At 74.0% G+C, this 19,147-nt stretch carries 16 protein-coding genes; 7 read left to right on the top strand and 9 right to left on the bottom strand.

Going from position 1 to position 19,147, the window contains the following annotated elements:
• Positions 1-191 precede the first annotated feature (191 nt).
• The 3 genes from ACFV0T_RS17750 to ACFV0T_RS17760 form a co-directional block, all read right to left on the bottom strand.
• Positions 192-1,061: a DUF5707 domain-containing protein gene (locus tag ACFV0T_RS17750; RefSeq protein WP_385779488.1), complete on the bottom strand. Its 870-nt coding sequence runs from the start codon at positions 1,059-1,061 to the stop codon at positions 192-194.
• Between the two features lie 207 nt (positions 1,062-1,268).
• Positions 1,269-4,394: a sacsin N-terminal ATP-binding-like domain-containing protein gene (locus ACFV0T_RS17755; RefSeq protein WP_385779490.1), complete on the bottom strand. Its 3,126-nt coding sequence runs from the start codon at positions 4,392-4,394 to the stop codon at positions 1,269-1,271.
• 319 nt (positions 4,395-4,713) lie between these two features.
• Complete coding sequence (locus tag ACFV0T_RS17760) at positions 4,714-5,643, bottom strand: DUF3027 domain-containing protein (protein ID WP_385779492.1); 930 nt, start codon at positions 5,641-5,643, stop codon at positions 4,714-4,716.
• Between the two features lie 355 nt (positions 5,644-5,998).
• On the opposite strand from ACFV0T_RS17760, the gene ACFV0T_RS17765 reads away from it, so the two are divergent.
• The 4 genes from ACFV0T_RS17765 to ACFV0T_RS17780 all read left to right on the top strand — a co-directional run bounded on the left by ACFV0T_RS17765 (position 5,999) and on the right by ACFV0T_RS17780 (position 9,527).
• A complete protein-coding gene (locus tag ACFV0T_RS17765; RefSeq protein ID WP_385779493.1) occupies positions 5,999-7,423 on the top strand; it encodes an MFS transporter in 1,425 nt (474 codons plus the stop codon).
• 61 nt (positions 7,424-7,484) lie between these two features.
• A complete protein-coding gene (locus ACFV0T_RS17770; protein WP_385779495.1) occupies positions 7,485-7,958 on the top strand; it encodes a DUF2771 domain-containing protein in 474 nt (157 codons plus the stop codon).
• Complete coding sequence (locus tag ACFV0T_RS17775; protein ID WP_385779497.1) at positions 7,928-8,677, top strand: futalosine hydrolase; 750 nt, start codon at positions 7,928-7,930, stop codon at positions 8,675-8,677. Before ACFV0T_RS17770 ends, ACFV0T_RS17775 begins: the two co-directional genes overlap by 31 nt.
• Entirely contained in the window at positions 8,667-9,527 is an 861-nt protein-coding gene (locus ACFV0T_RS17780) for a 1,4-dihydroxy-6-naphthoate synthase (RefSeq protein ID WP_385779498.1), read from the top strand. The genes ACFV0T_RS17775 and ACFV0T_RS17780 overlap by 11 nt, the downstream gene beginning before the upstream one ends.
• A 59-nt stretch (positions 9,528-9,586) precedes the next feature.
• On the opposite strand, the gene ACFV0T_RS17785 is transcribed toward ACFV0T_RS17780, so the two are convergent.
• Positions 9,587-9,970 (bottom strand): cold-shock protein, encoded by a 384-nt coding sequence (locus ACFV0T_RS17785; protein ID WP_385779500.1) that lies wholly within the window; start codon positions 9,968-9,970, stop codon positions 9,587-9,589.
• A gap of 164 nt (positions 9,971-10,134) precedes the next feature.
• Between ACFV0T_RS17785 and ACFV0T_RS17790 the strand changes: the two genes are divergently transcribed.
• Positions 10,135-10,386 carry a hypothetical protein gene (locus ACFV0T_RS17790; protein ID WP_385779502.1) on the top strand — a complete coding sequence of 84 codons (252 nt, stop codon included), beginning with the start codon at positions 10,135-10,137 and terminating at the stop codon, positions 10,384-10,386.
• Here ACFV0T_RS17790 and ACFV0T_RS17795 read toward each other — a convergent pair.
• Entirely contained in the window at positions 10,362-11,006 is a 645-nt protein-coding gene (locus tag ACFV0T_RS17795; RefSeq protein WP_385779504.1) for an HAD family hydrolase, read from the bottom strand. The genes ACFV0T_RS17790 and ACFV0T_RS17795 overlap by 25 nt on opposite strands.
• Before the next feature lie 246 nt (positions 11,007-11,252).
• Positions 11,253-12,233: a hypothetical protein gene (locus ACFV0T_RS17800; RefSeq protein WP_385779506.1), complete on the bottom strand. Its 981-nt coding sequence runs from the start codon at positions 12,231-12,233 to the stop codon at positions 11,253-11,255.
• 156 nt (positions 12,234-12,389) lie between these two features.
• On the opposite strand from ACFV0T_RS17800, the gene ACFV0T_RS17805 reads away from it, so the two are divergent.
• Positions 12,390-14,963 (top strand): helicase C-terminal domain-containing protein, encoded by a 2,574-nt coding sequence (locus tag ACFV0T_RS17805; protein ID WP_385779508.1) that lies wholly within the window; start codon positions 12,390-12,392, stop codon positions 14,961-14,963.
• Positions 14,964-14,979: 16 nt separating this feature from the next.
• On the opposite strand, the gene ACFV0T_RS17810 is transcribed toward ACFV0T_RS17805, so the two are convergent.
• Entirely contained in the window at positions 14,980-15,519 is a 540-nt protein-coding gene (locus tag ACFV0T_RS17810; RefSeq protein WP_385779510.1) for a hypothetical protein, read from the bottom strand.
• Positions 15,520-15,966: 447 nt separating this feature from the next.
• Between ACFV0T_RS17810 and ACFV0T_RS17815 the strand changes: the two genes are divergently transcribed.
• Complete coding sequence (locus tag ACFV0T_RS17815; protein WP_385779512.1) at positions 15,967-17,610, top strand: DNA repair helicase XPB; 1,644 nt, start codon at positions 15,967-15,969, stop codon at positions 17,608-17,610.
• Positions 17,611-17,638: 28 nt separating this feature from the next.
• On the opposite strand, the gene ACFV0T_RS17820 is transcribed toward ACFV0T_RS17815, so the two are convergent.
• Both ACFV0T_RS17820 and ACFV0T_RS17825 read right to left on the bottom strand, forming a co-directional pair.
• Positions 17,639-18,946, bottom strand: coding sequence for a glycosyltransferase 87 family protein (locus ACFV0T_RS17820; RefSeq protein ID WP_385779514.1), 1,308 nt, complete (start codon positions 18,944-18,946; stop codon positions 17,639-17,641).
• A gap of 17 nt (positions 18,947-18,963) precedes the next feature.
• Positions 18,964-19,146, bottom strand: a complete 183-nt coding sequence (locus ACFV0T_RS17825; RefSeq protein WP_385779516.1) for a hypothetical protein — start codon at positions 19,144-19,146, stop codon at positions 18,964-18,966.
• Position 19,147: the final 1 nt, after the last annotated feature.

Here is a 19,147-nt window from a genome sequence, read left to right on the forward strand (position 1 = left end):
TGAAGGGTGCGATTGGTTGTACGGGTGATGCGGGAGAGTCGCAAATTTTATGCGTTCATGACCCGCCGGTGACCGGCCGGGGCGAAGCGGGGCACGGGGCCCGGGGCCCGGGGGCACGACGAGAACGCCCGGCCCCGGGATGATCCGGGACCGGGCGCACGCGTGCACGGCTGTCGCCTACTTCACCTCGACTACCTCACGTCGACGAAGTCACCCGCGGCACTGACCGCCGGCGTGGTCGTGCTGCCCGCGAAGACGTAACGGAAGTAGCCGTCGACGGACGCCTTGACCGTGGTCTTGAGGTTGCCCGTCGTGTTGGTCTTGACGGTCTTGACCGTGGTGTAGGTGGTGGAGCCCTTCTTGCGGAACTGGAGCTTCACCGGCTGGGTGGAGTAGCCCGCGTACTTGAAGGTGTCCCAGTTGGCGCGGGCCAGCTTGCCCGTGACCGTGATCGTCTTGCCCTTCTTCACCGGCTCCGGTGCCGCGTTCACCGTGAGCGTCGAGGCGCGCTGGACCCGGTGGGTGGTCTGGTAGTCGTTCCAGTACATGTCGACGTCGTCGCGGGCGAGCACACCGACCGACACGTGCCAGGTGCCGGCCAGCAGGCTGGTGGACAGGTCCCGGCCGGGAGCGGCCGTGATGGTGAGCTTGCAGGTCGACGTGGTGGCGCTCGCGGCGGTGCAACTGGCCGCGTCCTCGTTCGGCAGCAGCAGACCGTCGAGGCCCGACTCGAAGTTCGTGCCGTGCCACAGGCTGACGAAGGCGTCCGCGATGCCGGTGGAGTGGCTCGCGGTCACCGACACGGTGAACTTCTTGGCGGCCGTGGTGCCGACGACGATGTCCTTGCCGGAGTTGACCGTGACCTTGGAGACCTTCGGCAGCTCGCCCGCGGCGGCCGTGGCCCGCAGTCCCGATCGGGCCGACGGGACCCCGAAGCGCTCGGCGGCGGTCGGCCGGGACAGACCCCCGTCACCCTGTGGTCCGGCCTGCGCGGCGGGCACGGCGAGAGCGGACAGGGCGAGGGCGCCGGACACGGCGGCCACGGTGACTCGGATGCGCATGCGCTCCTCCGATGAGGTCAGGAAGCGATCACTGAACCTGTTGGTTCATGTGATCAGAGCTGTGACAGGTGTGCATGGTTGCATGAACCGAGGAAATTCTCCGACGGGTTCGCCGAAAGGGAGATCTCTTCGCCCGCGCGTGCGGGCACGTACACGCGGACGAGGCCTGTACGCGCCCTGCCGGCAGGGGTCGGGTCGTCGTCGGGGTCAGTCGAACCAGCGGTCCCGGGCCAGTTCCTCGGTACGAGACGGGTCTTCGAGAAGGGCCGCGACCTCGAAGCGGCGGGGCCACTGGCCGGCCGCCCACGACAGGCCCGCGGCCACGCCCTCCAGGGTCGAGGCGTGCAGGACCCCGTCGTCGGTGAGACGCCAGTCGATCTCCACGCCGTCGACGAGGAGTTCCTCGTGCTCGACGTACGACCGCGGGGTGCGCGGCCCGAGCAGGATGCGTACCGACTCCGGTACGTCGTGTTCGGCGCCCTCGGAGCCGACCTCGCCGGTGACGGACTCGCTCAGCCGCCGCACCTGGAACAGCTCGGCGAGCTGGGCGGCCAGCGCCGGACGCACCGGCAGCAGCGGGACGCCTTCGGTGAAGGGCAGCAGGTCGGGTGAGTCGACCACCACGGCGTCGGCCGCGTCCACGACCTCCACCCGGCCGTCGACGACCGCCCGCAGCTCGTCGGGCAGCGTCACCTGCTCGGGGTCCAGTTCGCCCAACGCGCTGTACAGACCGTTCAGTTGGGCGGCAGTGACGGGGCGCTCCGGGTCGGCGAGCCGGTCGAGCAGCTCGGCGGCGCCGCCCGGCTCGTCGAGCAGCGCGGCCACGGAGGTGCGTACGCCCAGCGCCCGCAGCACCTGCTCGTCGTCGAATCCGGTCGCGTCGGCCTCGTCGTACAGTCCGCGCAGCAGCGGGTCGCCGCCGGCGGAGAGCAGGCCGGCCGGGCGGCGGCCGTCGATCACCGGATGCCCTCGCAGCCACCAGGCCGTGTACGGCCGTACGACCTCGTGGGTGCCGTCGGGCAGCAGGATCCGCAGCGGCTGGATCAGCGCGTCGCGCAGCGGGGGCCGGGCGAGCAGGGCGAGGGCCTGCGGCCAGCGGTCCTCGTCGACGAGGTCGAGATCGCGTACGGCGACGAGTTCGGTGGCGACGGGCGGCACCGGCGTGTCCGGGAACCGGTCGAGGATGTCCTCGCACCACACGTCCACGGCGTCCAGCAGCCCGGCGTCGTCGGGTTCGGCGAAGTCCCCTTCGCGAGGCTCCAGTTCGTCGGGGTCGAGGACCACGTCCGTGGCCCGGACCAGGGCGAAACCGGCGAGCACGCCACAGGCGGCCAGCGGCTGTTCGCCCCACTTCTGGGCCAGTTCGGCGTCGACGAAGGCCAGTTCGTCCTCGCGCATCACCTGCGCGAAGGCGCTGCCGGACAGCACCAGCTCGCCGGCGGGAGCCAGTTCGCCGTCCTCGTCGGGCAGGGCCAGCGCGCCGAGCCAGGGTTCTTCGCCGGGGTCGAGACCGGCGTCCCGGACCAGGGCGAGGACGATGTCGGCGAGTTCCTCGGCGTCCGGGGTGTCCTCCTCCCAGGCCCCGCCCTCGTCGTCGAGGGAGGCGGCGACGGCGGCCCGGACCTGAGGCGTGGTCAGGACGGCGCGGGAGGTGGCGGGCAGGGCGCCGAGCTTCTCCAGCAGCGGGTGGGCGGCGTCCGGGTGGGCGACCTTGAGGCCGAGCCGGGCGAGCACCTCGGGGTCGATCCGGGCGCCGTCCGGGGTGGGCAGCAGCACCTGCCGGGGGCCCACGGTCGTGCGGCCGTCGGCCAGCGGCACGGGCAGCCCGGACAGCCGGTCGGGGTCGACGCCGGCCAGGCTGTCGTACAGCCGCCGCCACCAGTCGGCCTCCTTCTCCAGCCCGGCCAGCCGGTCGACCGCGTCGGCGAGCGGCACCCGGGCCACGCCCAGCGTGCGCAGTTCGACACGGCGTTCGAGGCCGGCGGGCAGCAGGGTGGGGAGCACCTCGGCGAGGACCTGGACGGTCTCGCCGCCGGCGCTCTCGACCACTTCGGCGTCGCGCGGGCGCAGGGCTTCCGGAAGGTCGGAGTCGGGGGTGCCGTCCGGTGCGAGAGCGGGCGGCAGGAAGGCCGTGCGGGGCAGCCGTTCGAGGATCGCCTGGCGCAGGGCGCCGTCGAGTTCGCCCTGGCCGAGCGGTCCGGGCACGAGGTCGATGACGCCGTCGCTCACCGGGCGCCAGCCGGCGAGGAGTTCGGTGTACGCGTCGGCCGCGCGCTGCACGAGGTAGTCGGTCAGCGGGCCGGGGGCCGCGTGGCGCCGGGTGGTGTCCAGCGGGAAGGAGGCGATGAGCAGGGCGGGGACGCCCAGGGGCTCGTCGCTGGGGGTGGGGGCGTGGACGTAGGGGCTGGTGCGGGGGCGGGCGGGAGTGCCGTCGCCGTCCACGGGCACGGCCCAGGTGACCGACCACTGGGGGCGCAGCCGCTCCTCCACGGGACGGTCGGCGAGCAGGTCCGGGGTGAGCGGGCCGTGGGCGGCGACGGTGCGCCAGCGGGTGGTGCCGTCACGGGAGTCCGCCACGACGGTGTGGTCGCCGTCGGTGCGGCGCTCCAGGGTGCGGGGGCTGCCGTCGCCGATCTCGACCACGACCTCCGCCAGGCCGGGCAGGGCGAGGAGGAGGGCGTCGTCGACGGCGTCGAGGAGGCGTTCGGCGAGGTCGGCGGCGGCCGTGTCGCGCAGCGGGAGGACGACGACCGTGTCGTAGGGGTCGGGGGCGGTGCCCTCGGCGGGGAACGGCAGGCGCAGCAGGGGGACGTGACCGTCCCGGCGGCGGATCTCGTCGCCGAGGCCGGGGCTGTGCCGGGCCACGTCGGAGGCCAGCTCGCGGGCCTCGGCCAGGGACCAGCGGACCCCGCCGTGGCGGGCGAGGACCGCGGGTTCGTCGGTGACGGCGAGGACGGCGGCGAAGCCGACGCCGAAGCGGCCCACCGCGGTGTCGTGGGCGCCGCGCTTCGCGGAGGCGCGCAGCGTCGACAACGACTCGGCGCCGGCCGCGTCCAGGGGCGCGCCGGTGTTGGCGGCGGCGAGGACGCCGTCGCGGAGGGTGAGCCGGAGGCGGCCGGGGACGCCCGCGCGGGCCGCGGCGTCCGCGGCGTTCTGGGCGAGCTCGACGACGAGCCGGTCGCGGTAGCCGCCGAGGACCAGGTCCTCCTCGGCGTTGGCGTCCTCACGGAAGCGGGCGGGGCTGGTGGCCCAGGCGTCGAGTACACCGCGGCGCAGACGGGCCGTTCCGAAGGGGTCCGCGCCCTCGGGTGCCGGCCGCACGAACTTGCTCACGTTCACACTCTCCTCATCGGCGTGGGGTCGAAGGTACCGCGAGGTCGAGGGCGCTCCCGCCGTGCCGACGAGCGTCGCTGAGCCAGTCCGGACCGATTCAGCCGGTCCGGGACTCATTCGGCCCCTCCGGGGCTCACCCAGGCGGTCCGGGACTCGTCCGGCCTGCTCCGGACTCATGCGGCCGGTCGGGGACACATCCGGCCCGGCCGTCGTTCGAGGACGAGGCCTTCGGGCCGAAGCGGGGGTCCGGGGGCGGCAGCCCCGCCCCAGGGGCGGGAAGGAGCGGCGGGGGCGAAGAACCCCCGCGCCCACGGCAACCCTACGAGTGCCCCAGCTCCGCCGTCTCCTCGTCCGCCGTCACCGCCGGCACCGATCCCGAATCCGGGGCCGGCCGCAGCGGGAAGGGGTCCACCCGGGTCTCGTCGATCACCGGCTCCGCCGGGCGCGGCGGTGTCGGCATGACCGCGGCTTCGGAGTGACCGCCGCAGCCGTAGGCGAAGGAGACGACCCGGCCGTCGGCCGGGGAGAACTCGTTGGCGCAGACACCGAACGCCTGCCCGAGGGAGCCACCGATGGGCAGCAGGAAGCCACAGCTCACACAGGGCGCGGGAGCCGCCTGGGCCATGGGGGTCTTCGGGCCGAACGAATCCTCCCAGCGGTCGGCGCCGATGTGCAGGCCGTAGCGGGACAGCACCCGCGCCCGGCGCATGCCGAGCTCCTCGGCCACCGAGGCGAGGGAGCCGCGGGAGGGCGCGGTGGGCAGCGTGGCCGGGGTGCCCGCGGTGACCTCCGCGTCCTCGGCCTCGGCCAGTTCGGCCATCTCCTCGGAGACGGGCGCGTTCGGCGGGAGCTCGTCCTCGCCGGTGTAGCCCGGCTCCAGCCGGAGGTCGTCGGCGTCGGTCGGCAGGAGGTCGCCGGGGCCCATGTCCCCGGGGCGCAGCCGCTCGCTCCACGGCACCCACTCCGGTGCCAGCACCGCGTCGGGTCCGGGCAGCAGGACCACCTCGTCGAGGGTGACGATCTTGGCGCGCGACGCGCGGGCCACCGTCACCGCCCAGCGCCAGCCCCGGTACCCGAGTTCCTTGGACCCGAAGAAGTGCGTGACAACGCGGTCGCCCTCGGACTCCAGCCCCACGTGCTCGCCGACCACCCCCGGTGCGGCGGCCTCCTCGGCGGCGGCACGGGCGAGGTCGACCGCCTCGGCGCACAGACGGTCGGGGGTGCGGCTTCGCGTTGTCGCTGCGCTCACAGGTATCGCTTCTCTCCTACGCCGTCTCTCGGGTGCGCCGGCCTGAAGGCGGCAGGGCGAACGGAGCGGACCGAAGGGCCGCGTCGACGTCCGCGCCCGACGCGCTCGGGCGCACCTACGTCATCCATTCTGCGGGATGTCCGAGAGGCGCGCGGCCGAGAACGTTCGCCACGGCGCGCTACGCACGCTACCTGTTCGCGTGCGCTTGGCCTACACCGACGGGACTGTTCGCCGCTTCACGATGATGTTTCGTGCTGTTTCCCGGCCGCCCGACCGTGCCGTCCGGCCACAAAGTGCGCGCCCATACGCGCGGTAACCGCACTACGCACGGCTTTATCGGGGCACTATGACGTACGTGGCAGCCGCGAGGTCGTCCCAGGGCGCCACCGGGACCGGTGGGGTGAAGGGCAGCAGTCGAGGTGGCGGTTCGGGCCGGGTCAGCGGGTCCGTCCGCGCGGTCGGCCGTGCCCTGCATCTCCCCTTCACCGGAACCGCCCGCGGCATCCGCAAGGCCACGCACGCGCACGGCGCGGGCGAGTCCGGCCTCGGCAAGCTGATCGAGCTGCACGGCGTGAACGGCGCCGGCGACGTCATGATCACCATCGCCCTCGCCTCCACCGTGTTCTTCTCGGTGCCGACCGACGAGGCGCGCGGGCGGGTCGCGCTCTACCTCGCGATCACCATGGCGCCCTTCACGGTCCTGGCGCCCGTGATCGGGCCCCTCCTGGACCGGCTGCCGCACGGCCGCCGCGCGGCCATGGCGGGCGCGATGCTCGCCCGCGCGCTGCTGGCCCTGGTGCTGTCGGGGGCGGTGATCACCGGCAGCATCGGGTTGTACCCGGCCGCGCTCGGCGTGCTCGTCGCGTCGAAGGCGTACGGGGTGGTCAGGAGCGCGGTCGTGCCACGGCTGCTGCCGCCGGGGTTCTCCCTGGTGAAGGCGAACTCCCGGGTCACCCTGGGCGGACTGCTGGCGACCGGTGTCGCCGCGCCGATCGGGGCCGGGCTCCAGGCGGTGGGCCCGCGCTGGCCGCTCTACGGCGCCTTCGCGATCTTCGTCGCGGGGACCTTCCTGTCCTTCTCCCTGCCGCCGAAGGTCGACTCGGCGAAGGGCGAGGACACCGCGCTGCTGGCCTCCGGCGAGGAGCAGCTGTACGGGCCGTACCGCAAGCCGGTCAAGCGCCCCGGCCTGCGGACCGTCGGACCGGCCGTCACCCACGCGCTGGGCGCCAACGCCACGTTGCGCTGCCTGACCGGCTTCCTGATCTTCTTCCTGGCCTTCCTGCTGCGCGAGCATCCGCTGACCGGTCAGAGCGCGGCCGTGTCGCTGGGGACGGTCGGTGTCGCGGCGGGCGCGGGCAACGCGCTCGGCACGGCGGTCGGGGCCTGGCTCAGATCACGGGCGCCGGAGATCATCATCCTCACGGTGGTCGCGTTCGTGCTGGGCGTGGCGATCACCGCGGCGGTGTTCTTCGGGGCGTTCCTCGTGGCCTGTCTGGCCGCGGTCGCCGGGTTCGCGCAGGCCTTGGCCAAGCTGTCGCTGGACGCGCTGATCCAGCGGGACGTGCCCGAGCCGGTGCGTACGTCGGCGTTCGCGCGCTCCGAGACGCTGCTCCAGGTGTCCTGGGTGTTCGGCGGCGCGGTGGGGATCGTGATGCCGCTGAACGGCTCGCTGGGCCTCGCGGTGGGCGCCTGCATCGTGGCCGTCGGCTGGCTGGCGACCGTACGGGGACTGCTGTCCTCGGCGCGGCGCGGGGGCCACACCCGGTCGCGAGTGGCGTAACCCCCGGCCACGCCGCACCCCACATGGGGGGAGCGTCGGAGGTGCCCGATAGCCTTCGCCCATGAAGACGCTGCAATCCGTTGTGCGACGCCGCCGCGCCGTCGCAGCCGCCGGCGCCGTTTCCGCCGGACTGCTCGTTCTGTCCGCCTGCGACAAGCCGACCCCCATCTCCACGATCACCGTCGGCACCAGCTCGGTCAACGCCCAGGCCACCTGCTACAACGACGGCAAGACCCTGGACACCAAGACGCTGGCGACCTGCCTGAAGGACTCCGGCATCAAGTCCATCAAGGTCGATCCCGACGAGACCGTGCGCTTCGGTGTCGACCCGGAGATCGCGGACAAGGGCTGGACGATCCTGATGAACGGTCAGCCGCTGACCGACTCCAGCACCAAGACCTACCGCACGATCCCCGGCAGCGTGTTCTTCAACGCCCAGTACGGCGCCAGCGGCAACTCCACGCTGGTGTCGATCAAGGAGGGCGAGAAGGACGTGACGGGCCTGTGGTCCTTCAAGCTCAAGAAGGACGCCTGACCACGTCTTCCGTACGTGTCCTCGTGACCACCGCGGTTCCCGCCGAACGGGACGCGGTGGCACAGGCGTTCGCCGGAGCCGTCCGTGAGGAGCGCCTTCCCGGGGTGACCCTTCGGCAGGTGGCCGGAGGGTACGACCTGCTGGCCGCCGGGGTCGGCCCCGCCCTCGCCGCCGCCTCCACCGCGACCGCCCTCACCGCCGCCGCCCTGCGCGGCGCCCCCTACGCTCTCGTCGTCTGCGCCGGTATCGGCGGCGGCTTCCAGCCCGCGGCACCGGTCGGCTCGCTCGTCGTCGCCGACGAGATCACCGCCGCCGACCTGGGCGCCGAGACCGCCGACGGATTCCTGCCGGTCACCGAACTCGGCTTCGGCACCGTCACCCACCGTCCGCCGGAAACACTCGTACGAGCCCTCACGGCGGCGCTGGGCGCCCGCTCGGGGGCCGTCCTGACCGTCTCGACGGTGACCGGGACCGCCGAGCGCGCGGCGGGACTCCGCGCCCGGCACCCCCGGGCGCTCGCCGAGGCCATGGAGGGGTTCGGGGTCGCCGAGGCGGCCGCCGCGCACGACACGCCCGTGCTGGAGATACGCGCCGTCTCCAACCCCGTCGGTCCGCGCGACCGCGCCGCCTGGCGCATCGGCGACGCCCTCGCGGCCCTCACCGAGGGTTTCGGGAAGCTCGCACCCGTTCTGGAGAGGTGGAACCCACATGACCGGTGAGCCCGCGCAGCCCTCGCTGCGGATCGCGTACTCCCCCTGTCCGAACGACACGTTCGTCTTCGACGCCCTCGCCCACGAGCGCGTCCCCGGCGCCCCCTCCCTCGACGTGACCTTCGCGGACATCGACATCACCAACGGCATGGCCGAGCGCGGCGAGTCCGACGTGCTGAAGGTGTCGTACGCCGTGCTGCCGTACGTCCTCGACGAGTACGCGCTGCTGCCCTGCGGCGGCGCGCTGGGACGGGGCTGCGGGCCGCTGGTGCTCACCCGGGAGGCGGGCACCGACCTGACCGGCCTTACCGTCGCCGTGCCGAGCGAGAGGTCGACGGCCTACCTGCTGTTCCGGCTGTGGGCCGCGGACACCGTTCCCGGCGGGGTCGGGGAGATCGTCGTGATGCCTTTCCACGAGATCATGCCCGCCGTGCGGGACGGGAAGGTCGACGCGGGACTCGTCATCCACGAGGCGCGTTTCACCTACCAGAACTACGGGCTGCACAAGCTCGCGGACATGGGCGAGCACTGGGAGAACACCACCGGGCTGCCGATTCCGCTGGGCGCGATCATCGCGAAGCGTTCGCTGGGCGCGGAGACGCTGACACTGCTCGCGGAATCAATTCGCACATCCGTACGTGCGGCCTGGGACGAACCCGAGGTCTCCCGCCCGTACGTCATGGAACACGCCCAGGAAATGGACCCGGCCGTCGCCGACCAGCACATCGGGCTGTATGTGAACGAGTTCACCGCCGGACTCGGCGAGGACGGCTATGCGGCGGTGCGAGGACTGCTGACGCGTGCGGCGGCCGAGGGACTGGTGCCGCCCCTCGGCCCGGACGCGCTCGTCTTTCCCTAGCGGAGGTCTCACTCCTCGGGAGGTCTTACTCCTCGGGGAGGTCTTTCTCCCGGTGGACGTCACACATCCAACTGGTCGGCGACCGCGCGGAGCAGGCCGGCGACCTTCTTGCCCGCGGTCTTCTCGGGGTAGCGGCCGCGCTCCAGGGTCTGGGTGACGTTCTCCAGGAGGGTCGTCAGATCCTGGACGATGGAGGCCAGTTCGTCCGGCTTCTTTCGCTGCGCCGCCGCGACGGACGGGGTCGGGTCCAGGATGACGACCGAGAGGGCCTGGTCGCCGCGCTGTCCCGCGACGACTCCGAACTCCACGCGCTGTCCCGGCTTGAGTGCCTCGACTCCGTCGGGGAGGACCGAGGAATGGACGAAGACGTCACCGCCGTCGTCACGGGAGAGAAAGCCGAAGCCCTTCTCGCTGTTGAACCACTTGACCTTGCCGGTAGGCACGTCTGTCCTCGTCCTCGTACTCGTCGGAAAACTGCTTCTGGAAACGGCTCTTGATAGCACTGGGGCGGGTCGTCGGGACCCGCCGGTACCAAGGCTAATGGTCTTCAGGCCGGTGACAAGACGTCGCCCGGTTGTTCCTTCGGGCTGGGAACTACCCTGGTCGGGTGCGTGACAAAACCCAAACGAATTCCGCCGTGCCCGGCGACCGTCTGATCCGTGCCGGTGCCATCGTCTTCTTCGTCGGCGCCGTGGCCACTCTGGTCACGGTGGCCCCGTTCCTGCTCGGAACGACGCCTTTTCCGACGTACATGTTCGGATTGAGCATGCTGATGGGCGTCGGGTTCCTGATCGCCGGAGCGGGGGTGTTCCAGTCGGTCGCGGCCGGGCGCCGTCAGGCGCGGGCCGCCGGGCGATAGGCCGAAAGCCACCGCGGGAAGTGCGTGAGGTCCGGCAGGACGACGTCCGCGCCGGCCTCCCGCAGTTCCTCCGTGCCGCACGGTCCGGTGACGACCGCGACCGACAGCGCGCCGGCGGTACGGGCGCCGCGTACGTCTCCGACGTGGTCGCCGACGTAGACGCCCGCGCCGTGCGCGCGCAGCGCCCGCGCCTTCTGCTCGGCCCACAGGTCGCCGATCACCTCGTCGGCGTCGATGCGCAGGTGCTCCAGGTGCAGCAGGGCGTTGGGCTCGTACTTCGCCGTGACCACGATCGCCCGCCCGCCGGCCGCCCGTACGGCCTCGATCGCCTCACGGGCGCCGGGCAGCGCGGGCGTCGCGCCGACCGCGATGGCCGGATACATCTCCCGGTACAGGTCCGCCATGGCCGGCACCTCCGCCGCCGGGAACCAGTTGACCAGCTCCTCCGCCAACGGCGGCCCGAGCCGGGTGACCGCCAGATCGGCGTCGATGTACGTCCCCGTCCGCTCGGCCAGCGCCGTGTAGCAGGCCCGGATCCCGGGCCTGGAGTCGATCAGCGTCATGTCCAGGTCGAATCCGACGGTCAGCACGGGCGCGGTGGTAAGGGCCATGCGGCCCATTGTGCCGAGACCGGGCCGGCGGCCGGGGGCGGGGGCGCCGCCGGGCGCAGCGGAGGGCGGAGTGGCGACGGGCCAGGGCCGGGGCGGCCATGAGGCAGGGCCGCCATGAGGCAGGGCGGCCACGGGGCTGTCGCCGGGTGCGTCGGTGGGCACAGGTCCGGCGAGTGGAGGTCCGGGGGCAGGGGGACCGGTCGGGGCAGAGGGGTCGAGGGAAAGGGGGACTATCGGGGCAGAGGGGCAGAGGGGTCAGCGTTGGCGTTGGGAGCGCCAGACCAGGAACAGGGCCGAGGTGACGGCCGCGCCGCGGACCACCCAGGGCCAGGTCTGGGCGAGGGCGTCGTTCATGTGGCCGTCGGCGATGGGGGCGCCCCAGCGGCCGTCGGTCCTGCCCCACAGCCAGACGACACCGGCCGCGACCGCGAGGCCGGGCAGGCCCATGACCGCCCACTTCGTCTCCGCCTGGGACAGCCGGCGCGAGGCGTAGGCGATCAGCCAGCCGAGCAGCAGCACGAACCAGTTGCCGAGCACCGCGCCGACGACGAGACAGCAGGCGGCGACCAGCAGGAGCGGGTTGCTCCAGCCGCCGGTGGGCAGGGACGGCAGACGGCGGCGGGCGGGCGCCGGTTCGTCCACGGTCCGCGCCGCCGGATCCTCGGCCTCGACCGGCCCGGCCGGCTCGAGACGCTCCTGCGGGTCCCTGCGCGGCGGCGGCTTGAGCAGCTCCGGGATCTCCACCCCGCCGACGAAGCCGGGCACGTCCTCGCCGACCCCGAAGGGGCTGCTGTCCGTCCGCCACCAGTCGGGCTGCGTCGCGCTGTCGCCGAGCTCGTGCGCCGACGCGAGATGCGGCGGCGACGGGGCGTCCGGCGCGGCGGGGTGGTCCGTCCGGGGGCGCGGTACGACCCGGCGCAGCCTCTTGGACCGGCCGTCGCCCTGCGGCGCCAGCCGGTCGCGCTGGACGGGCAGGGAGGTCTCCGGTGCCTGCGGGGCACCCCCGCCGCCGTCCCCGGCGGCCGCGACGACGTCGTCCGGGCTGCCGAGGCGGTCCAGGATGCGGCGCACGGCGGCGGGACTGTCGACCGGGGTTCTGGCGCGCCGCCGGTCGATCTCGTTGCGCAGCTCCGACACGAGCCGCATCCGCGCGGACGACGGCAACTGCCGCCGGTGCGCCACGTCTCCGACACGGCTCAGATACTCGTAGACGACCTGGTCGCTCTCGATCCCCACGAAGTCCCCTCCGGGGCGGGTGTGTTGGCTGACCCCGTGGTGGGAGACGTTACCGCTCCCGACACGGGCCGGGCATCTCCCGCCCCGCGGGGGCGTCGGCCACAACCGGCCCGCACCCGGGTCTACCGCCGCAGGTGACCCGCTACCGTGGGTCAGATGAGCACCGCGGACCACCCGGCCCCCCGCTCCCTCGCGGAAGCGCTCCGCGTCAGGGACGACTCCTCCCTGGCCGCCCTCCTGCGCAGCCGCCCCGACCTCATCACCCCCGTGCCCACCGATCTCACCCAGCTCGCGACCAGGGCGGGCACCCGCGCCTCCGTGGTGCGCGCGCTGGAACGGCTGGACCGGTTCGCACTCCAGACGGCGGAGGCGCTCGCCGTCGCGCAGGACCCGGCGTCGTACGACGAACTGCTCGGTCTGATGGCCGGCGACGACGGCGACCCGGCCGTCGCCACGGCCCTGCCCGGTGCCGTGGCCGTCCTGCGCGAACAGGCCCTCGTATGGGGCGACGACGACCGGCTGCGACTGGTGCGCACCGCCCGTGAGCTGCTCGCGCCCTCCCCGCAGCACCCGTCCCCGACCGGGCTGGGCCCGACCGTGCAGGAGGCGACCGCGGCCATGTCGCCGGGCCGCATCCAGGAGATCGTCGCCGCCGCCGGGCTGGCGTCGACGCACGACGCCGTGTCGGCTGCCGCCGCGCTCACCGGCCTGTTCACGGACCGCGCCCGGATGGACGCCCTGCTCGGCGAGGCGCCGGCCGACTCGCTCGACGTACTGGACCGCCTGGTGTGGGGGCCACCGTACGGGCAGGTCACGGCCGACCCGGCGGCGCGGCTGCGGTGGCTGCTGGACCGCGGGCTGCTGCTGCCGACCGCGCCGGGGACGGTGGTCCTGCCCCGTGAGGTCGCGCTGCATCTGCGCGCCGGGCGGGCGCACCACGCGCCGGAGCCGGTGCCGCCCGCCGTCGAGCCGGCCGCCGCGCACGCCCCGGCGGTGGTGGACGCGACCGCGGCCGGACAGGCGTACACCGCGCTGACGACCGTGGAGGAGCTGCTGAAGGACTGGGACGAGGGCGGGCCCACGGTGCTGCGGGCGGGCGGCCTGAGCGTGCGCGACCTCAAGCGCACCGCCGTCGCCCTCGACGTGGCCGAGCCGGTGGCCGCGTTCTGGGTCGAACTGGCGTACGCGGCCGGACTGCTGGCCTCCGACGGCGAGGCCGACGAGCGGTACGCGGCCACCCCGGCCTACGACGAGTGGGTGGAGCGGCCCCCCGCCGAGCGCTGGGCACGGCTCGCCGAGGCGTGGCTGTCGGCGACCCGCACGTCCGGTGTGGTCGGCGGGCGGGACATGAAGGAACGGGCGCTGTCCGCGCTGGGGCCGGGCCTCGACCGGTCCGCCGCGCCCGAGGTGCGGCACCGGGTGCTGACGCTGCTGGCGGGGCTCCCGGAGGGCGCCGCGCCGACCCCCGGCACGGTCCTCGCCCGGCTGCGCTGGGAACGTCCGCTGCGCGGCCGCGGCACCGCGGGCACCCCGCGCGCGAGCGACACCGAGGGCGAGGGGGACGACCTGCGGTCCCGGCTGGCGCAGTGGACGCTGTCCGAGGCGGAGACGCTGGGCGTGACCGGCCGGGGCGCGCTGTCTGCGCACGGGCGGGCGCTGCTGGGGGCGCCCGAGCCGAAGGCGGCCCCCGCCGACGCCTCCGCGGGCCCGGGCGGCAGGCTGCCCTTCCCCCACCACCGGGCCGCCCCCCTCGAACCCCTCTCCCCCGCCGCGCAGGCCGTCGCCACCGCGGCCGCCACCCGGCTGCTCGCCCCGCTCCTTCCCGAGCCGCTGGACCACGTCCTGCTCCAGGCCGACCTGACGGCGGTGGCGCCCGGCCCGCTGCGACGCCCGCTCGCCGACACGCTGGGCGTGCTCGCGGACGTCGAGTCGAAGGGCGGGGCGACGGTGTACCGGTTCACGCCCGGCTCGGTGCGGCGCGCGCTGGACGCCGGCCGGACCGCGTCCGACCTGCACGCCTTCCTCGCCACCCACTCCCGTACGCCGGTCCCGCAGCCGCTCGCCTACCTGATCGACGACGTGGCCCGCAGACACGGCCATCTGCGCGTCGGCGCCGCCTCGGCGTACGTCCGCTGCGACGACGACGCCCTGCTGAACGAGATCGTCGCCGACAAGCGTGCCGCCGGCCTGCGGCTGCGCCGTCTCGCGCCGACCGTGCTGGCCACCCAGGCCGATCCGGCGACCCTGCTGGAGGGCCTGCGGGCGATGGGCTACGCGCCGGCCGCCGAGTCCGCCGAGGGCGATGTGCTGATCGCCCGCGCGCACGCCCACCGCACCCCGCCGCGCACGGCCCCCGAGCCGGTCCCCGACGGCCCGCCGGTGCCCGACGGGACACTCCTCACAGCGGCGATCCGCGCGATCCGGGCGGGCGACCTGGCCTCCACGGCCCCCCGCAAGCCCACGGCCGCCGGCGCCCCGCTGCCCGGCGGCGCGCTCCCCCGCACCGGTTCCGCCGAGACGCTCGCCACCATGCAGGCCGCCGTCCTCACCGGCGAGTCCGTGTGGATCGGCTACGTCAACGCCGAGGGCGCCGCGAGCCAGCGGGTGATCGCGCCGGTCCGGGTCGAGGGCGGCTACGTCACGGCCTACGACCACACGGCGGACGAGGTCCGTACGTATCCGCTGCACCGGATCACGGGGGTGGCGGAGCTGGCGGACGACGAGCGGTGACCGCCGGGCGGCCCGGTCAGCAGTCCTGGACGGGAGCGTTCGCGGGCAGCCCGAAGCTCTCGCGGGCCGCGGCCTCCAGAGCGGCGGCCGGGGCGTCGTCGTCGAGCTCGGCCCGGCTGAGGAAGCCGAAGCGGCTCTTTGCCCACTCCGCGTACCCGGCGCCGTCCGGCGGCTGGTCCCGGGAGAGGACGCGGTAGCCGCCGTCGGTGTCCCGCTCCAGCCTCACCACCTGCGGAATCCGCGCTCCGCCGCACTCCACCAGGGCGCCGTCGCGCACCCCGTACTCCACGCAGAGCGTGTCGACGCCCGCCCGTATCCGGCCCCCGCTCTCCTCCAGGTCGAGCGCACGGGCCCGGCAGAACCACCGCGCGCCGAGTCCGGGCACGCTCTCCCCGTATCCGCTCCCCCGAGAGTCCGCGACCAGCCGGGCCTCGATCACCGGCCGTACCTCGCCCCACAGCCGGGCGTCGACGCCCGCCGGCCACATCACCCAGGTGCCCGTCGCGACCAGCACCACCACGGCTCCCACGCCGGTTCCCCACCTGTGTGCCGACATACCGTGCGCTCCTCACCGCGCCGCGCGGGCTGCGCCGCTCCCCTCCCGGTCAGACTCGCGGCGGGGGCACACGGTTGCCCGCGAGACCGGGAGAACGCGCGGACCGCCCGCGCCGACGGGTTCGGACGCGTCCGCCGGCCGCCAGCGGGAGCGGCCGACGGCCCACCCGGTGCCGACCGCTCCCGCGGGAACACCACCGTCGGCTCCCGCCGGGAGACATCGACCACCGTCAGCTCCCGCCGAGCGCCACCGGCCGCGGCCGCCCGCCCGGCCGCTCCCGCCGAGCGCCACCCGCGGCCGCCCGCCCGACCGGCCGCTCCCGCCGAGCGCCACCCGCGGCCGCCCGCCCGACCGGCCGCTCCCGCCGAGCACGACCGGCCACTCGGGCGGCCGGTAGGGCACACTGGACGTTTGGCCATGCAGCGCCATCCAGAAAGGCAGCCCCGAGTGAACGGTCCGCTGATCGTCCAGTCCGACAAGACCCTGCTCCTCGAGGTCGACCACGAGCAGGCCGACGACTGCCGCCGGGTGATCGCCCCGTTCGCCGAGCTGGAGCGGGCACCGGAGCACATCCACACCTACCGGGTGACGCCGCTCGGCCTGTGGAACGCGCGGGCGGCCGGCCATGACGCCGAGCAGGTCGTGGACGCGCTCGTGCAGTACAGCCGCTACCCCGTGCCGCACGCGCTGCTCGTCGACATCGCCGAGACGATGGACCGCTACGGACGGCTGACGCTGTCCAAGGACCCGGCGCACGGGCTCGTCCTGACGACCACCGACCGGCCCGTGCTCGAAGAGATCCTGCGCTCCAAGCGGATCGCGCCGCTGGTGGGCAACCGCATCGACCCCGACACCGTCGCCGTGCACCCGTCCGAGCGCGGGCAGATCAAGCAGACGCTGCTGAAGCTGGGCTGGCCGGCCGAGGACCTCGCCGGGTACGTCGACGGCGAGGCGCACCCGATCGACCTGGCCGAGGACGGGTGGGCGCTGCGGCCGTACCAGAAGCAGGCCGTGGAGAACTTCTGGCACGGCGGCAGCGGCGTCGTCGTCCTGCCGTGCGGCGCCGGGAAGACGCTGGTCGGGGCGGGGGCGATGGCGCAGGCCAGCTCGACCACGCTGATCCTCGTCACCAACACCGTCTCCGCCCGGCAGTGGAAGCACGAGCTGGTCAAGCGGACCTCGCTCACCGAGGACGAGATCGGCGAGTACAGCGGGACGCGCAAGGAGATCCGCCCCGTCACCATCGCCACCTACCAGGTGCTCACCACCCGGCGGAAGGGCGTCTACCCGCACCTGGAGCTGTTCGACTCCCGGGACTGGGGGCTGATCGTCTACGACGAGGTGCATCTGCTGCCCGCGCCGGTCTTCAAGTTCACCGCCGACCTCCAGGCCCGGCGGCGGCTGGGGCTCACCGCGACCCTGGTGCGCGAGGACGGCCGCGAGTCCGACGTCTTCTCGCTCATCGGGCCGAAGCGGTTCGACGCGCCGTGGAAGGAGATCGAGGCGCAGGGCTACATCGCGCCCGCGGACTGTGTCGAGGTCCGGGTGAACCTCACCGACTCCGAGCGGCTGGCGTACGCGACCGCCGAGGCCGAGGAGAAGTACCGCTTCTGCGCCACGACCGCGACGAAGCGGAAGGTGACGGAGGCGATCGTGCGGCGCTTCGCGGGCCAGCAGATCCTCGTCATCGGCCAGTACATCGACCAGCTCGACGAGCTGGGCGAGCACCTGAACGCGCCCGTGATCAAGGGCGAGACGTCGAACGCGCAGCGCGAGAAGCTCTTCGACGCCTTCCGGGAGGGCGAGATCAGCGTGCTGGTGGTGTCGAAGGTCGCCAACTTCTCGATCGACCTGCCGGAGGCGACCGTCGCCGTCCAGGTGTCGGGGACGTTCGGGTCACGTCAGGAGGAGGCGCAGCGGCTGGGGCGGGTCCTGCGGCCGAAGGCCGACGGCCACAAGGCCCACTTCTACTCCGTCGTCGCCCGCGACACGATCGACCAGGACTTCGCCGCGCACCGGCAGCGGTTCCTCGCGGAGCAGGGGTACGCCTACCGGATCGTGGACGCGGACGAGCTGCTGACGGAGGGCTGACGGGACCGCTCCCGGTCCCGACCGGGTGTCACGGGCGATCGGTCTCGGTGAGCGGGACAGGGAGCTCCGCCTCACCTCGCGGATCGTGGCGGAGCGCATGGTGGACCGGCTGCGGCTGCGGCTGCGGCTGCGGCTGCGGCTGCGGCTGCGGCTGCGGCTGCGGCTGCGGCTGCGGCTGCGGCTGCGGCTGCGGCTGATCATGCCGCGCCTCCTCGGCGACGTGGACAGCCCGCTGCCCGACGTGGACCGAGCCCACCAGCAGCGCGAGGCCCAGGAGCGGATACGGCGCCGCCAGTGGCTGCTGCCACCAGGGCAGCCGGAGGTCCAGGTCGCCCTCGTGCGGCAGCAGCCACATCGTGCGGGCGGTGAACAGCACGGCGGTCAGGACCGCGGTGCGGGAGTGGCCCTCGGCCAGCAGGACGGCGATCAGCGGGACGCACCACACCCAGTGGTGGGACCAGCTGACGGGCGACACGAGCAGCGCGGTGAACGCGGTCAGCAGGACACCGTGCCGTTCGTCGGCGGCGCGCGCGGCGAGCCACAGCCCGGCTGCGGCGACGGCGAGCGCCGGGAGCAGCCAGGCGGCGCCGGGAGCCTGATCGCCCAGGACGCGGGCGGCCAGGCCCTGGAGGGACTGGTTGTCGACGATCCACACCTTGCCGACGCGGTCGGTCTCGTAGAGGCGGCGGGTCCAGAATTCGGCGCTGGCGGCGGGCAGGGCGAGGGCGCCGAGCAGCAGGGTGCCGCCGAAGGCCGCCGTCGCGGCGGCCGCCTCCCGGCGCCTGCCGCGCAGCAGCAGGTACACGACGAAGAGCGCCGGGGTGAGTTTGATCCCGGCCGCGATCCCGAGGGCGACGCCCCTGCCGGGGGCGCCCGGCGGGCGGGCGAGGTCCCACAGCACGAGGCAGGTCACGGCGAGGTTGACCTGTCCGAACAGCAGGGTCTGGAAGACCGGCTCGAGCCAGACGGCCAGGGCCGTGGCGGTGCACAGCGCGGGCAGGGCGAGCGGGCGGCCCGCGAGGCGGGCGGAGAGCCGGACGAGACAGGCGAGCAGCAGCGCGTTGCCCGCGAGGAACACCGCCTTCAGGGCGGTCTCGGGAAGCAGTGCCGCCGGCGAGAACAGCAGGGCCGCGAACGGCGGGTAGGTGGCGGGCAGCCGCCACCGGGTGACGGTGAAGCCGTAGAGGTCGCCGCCGCGGAGGACGGCCTCGCCCTCGGCGCGATAGACCAGCGCGTCGGCCATCGGGGCGCGCTGTGCGACACACAGGGCGGCGAAGGCGGCGAAGGAGGCTGCCAGGAGAAGCAGAGGGGTCACGGAGAGTGAACGGCGGGTCACGCAGTGACCCTAGGGGGTCACCTGTGGCGGACGCCCGCCTCCTCGCCGTACTCCCCGAGGATGATCACGTCGAAGGCCGCGCCCACGAAGACCTTCACGGCGCGCAGGGCGTCGCCGAGGCGGTGGGGGTGGCTGCCGGTGACCGGGGTCGCACCGGCGGGGCGGATCGGGTGGTGGGGGTGGATGGTTGCTGCGCTCATG

It is taken from the genome of Streptomyces sp. NPDC059582 (genome assembly GCF_042735715.1).
In the GTDB taxonomy this organism is placed as follows: Bacteria; Actinomycetota; Actinomycetes; order Streptomycetales; family Streptomycetaceae; genus Streptomyces.